The organism is Phocaeicola sp. (assembly GCF_048170425.1).
GTDB lineage: Bacteria > Bacteroidota > Bacteroidia > Bacteroidales > Bacteroidaceae > Phocaeicola.
Genome location: NZ_DBEXBB010000275.1, coordinates 1 through 3,656, shown reverse-complemented (window position 1 = coordinate 3,656; position 3,656 = coordinate 1). Strand labels below are relative to the sequence as shown.

3 protein-coding genes are annotated in these 3,656 nt (G+C 43.4%); 1 reads left to right on the top strand and 2 read right to left on the bottom strand.

Features of this window, described 5'->3' with window-relative positions:
* A partial coding sequence (locus ACMJ0U_RS10875; RefSeq protein ID WP_417129938.1) for a threonine/serine ThrE exporter family protein occupies window positions 1-1,376 on the top strand: 1,376 nt, incomplete at its 5' end.
* A 130-nt stretch (window positions 1,377-1,506) separates the two neighbouring features.
* Here the strand turns inward: ACMJ0U_RS10875 and ACMJ0U_RS10870 are convergent.
* Together ACMJ0U_RS10870 and rpsA are read right to left on the bottom strand one after the other, a co-directional pair.
* Window positions 1,507-1,782: a putative quinol monooxygenase gene (locus tag ACMJ0U_RS10870; RefSeq protein WP_417129937.1), complete on the bottom strand. Its 276-nt coding sequence runs from the start codon at window positions 1,780-1,782 to the stop codon at window positions 1,507-1,509.
* Between the two features lie 100 nt (window positions 1,783-1,882).
* A partial coding sequence (gene rpsA, locus ACMJ0U_RS10865; RefSeq protein WP_417129936.1) for a 30S ribosomal protein S1 occupies window positions 1,883-3,656 on the bottom strand: 1,774 nt, incomplete at its 5' end.

Sequence of the window (3,656 nt, the reverse complement as noted above, 5' to 3'; positions counted from 1 at the left end):
AGGAACATTTAGAGACAACTGTAAAGGCTCACGATCAGCAATTGCATCGTAGGGTGGATTTATTGTTGCGTACGGGAAAATTATTGGTAGAGAGCCTTGCCGATACAAACCGTATTGTAAGAAACATGAAGCGTACGGCTGCTTATCTTGGTATCCCCGAAGAGAAGCTTCACATCAACGTTAGTTTTACCATGTTGATGGTGAACGTGAGCGATGGTGACTATTCTTTTACTAAATTCCAGCGAATTGAAGGTCATGGAGTGAATATGACGGCCATTTCGGAAGTCAGCAAGCTTTCCTGGCGTGCGATTGAAAATGATTACACGCTCGACCAGTATGAAGAAGAGCTGGAAAAGATTCGTAAGAAAAAGCGTAATTACACTCCTTGGCAAGTGGCGGTGGGTGCTGGATTTGCTTGTGGTGGATTCTGCATTCAGTTCGGTTGTGACTGGGTGGCATTCTTGTATGCATCAATTGCGGCTATATTGGGTATGCGCTTGCGTCAGGTATGCAACGAATCAGGGTTGAATCATTATATGGGAATTGCTATTTCTGCCTTTGTCGCCACTATCGTCGCGTGGGCTTCTACCTTGTTGCCTGCGGAATGGACTTCTACTCCCTGGCATCCACTGCTTGCCTGTGCCTTGTTTATTGTGCCCGGGGTTCCTTTGATAAACTTTGTAGACGACATGTTGGACAATTATATTCAGGTAGGTATAGTCCGGGCGGTGAATACATTATTGATGGTGTCAGCCATGGCATTCGGTATCGCATTTGCCGTGAAACTTTGTCACATTGAAAATTTCTTCCCGACCATCAGTATGGTTCCTCATCATCAGTATTGGGAGTATGCCATAGCTGCTGCAATTTCAGCCATGGGATTCTCGATGATTTTCAACATACAGCGTCGTTTGTTGTGGGTAGTAGCTATCGGAGGTATTATTGCCGTATGTACGCGTAACTTCGTAAACTTAGGACCGAGCACAGATAATATCGGTTTGGATATGGGACTGGTTATTGGTTCTTTCTCCGGCGCCGTGCTGGTCAGCCTGATTGCCATTAAAGCTGTTCACTGGTTCCATGTGCCCAACCATGTGCTGACTATCCCTTCTGTCATTCCGATGATTCCTGGGGTTTTGATGTATCGTATGCTGTTTGGATTAATCAATATGAATGTGCAGAGCATTGATCAGGTTACTCCTTTGATGAAGGCCATAGAAAGCGGGGTGAATTCCGGGCTTGTGATTATGTGTATAGCCTTGGGGGTAGCTATCCCGAATATCTTCGGACGTCGCTTCATTGCTTCTTCAAAGAATAAACACCTGGCAGAACTCTTGAAGGAACGTAAGGCTCGCGGCAAGTTTGTAGAATGGTAATTAAACTTTGATTTGTTCGTTCATTATTATTTATAGAAGTGAGAAAATTCGCTTCTTTATAAAAAATCCCACCTAGACTTCTGAAGTCTGGTGGGATTTTTCGTATGATACGTTTTTTTAAGTTCTTTGTTTAGAATTCAAACTTTTCCAGTTTCATAGCTGCCAGTTCCTGAATTTTGGGAACCAGCGTCGTGAAGTGTGCAGCTTGCTCGTGTGCAGAAAGAGAAACTGTATCTTTCCATGTTTCACAAATCATCAGGACATCCTGACGTGTGGTGCTCTGAAAGAGGTCGTAAGCTATGCATCCGCTGTCTTTCAGTGAGGCTGCTACCAGTTCCTTTGCTATGTTTACTACCTGGTCATAGTTCTGTTTTTCTACTTGAATAAATACGTTTAGTCTGATCATTGTTGTTCTGTTTTTAAGTTATTTGACGCTGCAAATATAGGATAAAAAAAAGGGACTGTACAAGTGTACAACCCCTTTTTGAGTTTATTTATAGAAAGAATTATTTCTTACCTTCCAGCTGTTCTTTCAATGCAGCCAAAGCGTCGATGTCACCCAGAGTAGTTGAAGCTGCCTGGTTCTGAATCATCGGAGTTTCTTCTTTCTTAGAAGCCTTCTTAGAAGCTTTCTTTTCTGCTTTTTCTTCTGCCTTAGCAGCATCTTCGAAGATACGGCTGTGAGAAACGATGATACGTTTTGCGTCCTTGTTGAATTCGATTACCTTGAACTGCAGCTTTTCTTCCAGCTGAGCCTGAGAACCGTCTTCTTTTACCAGGTGTTTCGGAGTTGCGAAACCTTCTACACCATAAGGCAATGCTACTACAGCACCCTTATCCAGCATTTCGATGATAGTTCCTTCGTGAACAGAACCTACAGTGAATACTGTTTCGAACACATCCCAAGGATTGTCTTCCAACTGCTTGTGACCCAAGCTCAGACGACGGTTTTCCTTGTCAATTTCCAGAACTACTACGTCGATGTCTGCACCAATCTGAGTGAATTCAGAAGGATGTTTGATTTTCTTAGTCCAAGACAAGTCAGAGATGTGAATCAATCCGTCAACACCTTCTTCGATTTCTACGAATACACCGAAGTTAGTGAAGTTGCGAACTTTAGCAACGTGCTTAGAACCTACAGGGTATTTTTCTTCGATAGTTTCCCATGGATCAGCTTTCAGCTGTTTGATACCCAAAGACATCTTGCGTTCTTCGCGGTCCAGAGTCAGGATAACAGCTTCTACTTCGTCGCCCACTTTCATGAAGTCCTGAGCAGAACGCAGGTGCTGTGACCAAGACATTTCTGATACGTGAATCAAGCCTTCTACGCCCGGAGCGATTTCGATGAATGCACCGTAGTCAGCCATAACGACTACTTTACCCTTCACGTGATCACCTACCTTCAAGTTAGGATCCAGTGCATCCCATGGGTGCGGAGTCAACTGTTTCAAACCAAGAGCGATACGTTTCTTTTCGTCGTCGAAGTCCAAGATAACGACGTTCAGTTTCTGATCCAGCTGAACAACTTCGCGAGGATCGCTTACACGGCCCCAAGACAAGTCTGTGATGTGAATCAAACCGTCTACGCCGCCCAAGTCGATGAATACACCGTAAGATGTGATATTCTTGACAGTACCTTCCAGTACCTGACCTTTTTCAAGTTTGCTGATAATTTCTTTCTTCTGCTGTTCCAGTTCAGCTTCGATAAGAGCTTTGTGAGAAACAACCACGTTCTTGAATTCCTGGTTGATTTTTACAACCTTGAATTCCATAGTCTTGCCTACGAATACATCGTAGTCACGGATAGGTTTCACATCAATCTGAGAACCCGGCAAGAATGCTTCAATACCGAATACGTCAACAATCATACCACCCTTCGTGCGGCACTTGATGTAACCCTTAATAATTTCTTCGTTTTCAAGAGCAGCGTTAACACGATCCCAAGAACGAGTAGCGCGAGCTTTCTTGTGAGACAAGATCAACTGACCTTTTTTGTCTTCCTGATTTTCGATGTATACTTCTACAGTATCACCGATTTTCAAATCCGGATTGTAACGGAATTCGCTCAATGGAATGATACCATCTGATTTGTAACCGATGTTAACAACCACTTCACGTTTGTTCATTGCGATTACAGTACCGTCTACAACCTCACGGTCGTTTACTTTGTTCAGCGTGCTGTCATAAGCTTTTTCAAGATCTTCTTTGCTTACGCTGGTTACTGCATCACCATTTTCATACGCATCCCAGTTGAAATCTTCAATAGGAGCAATGTTTTTT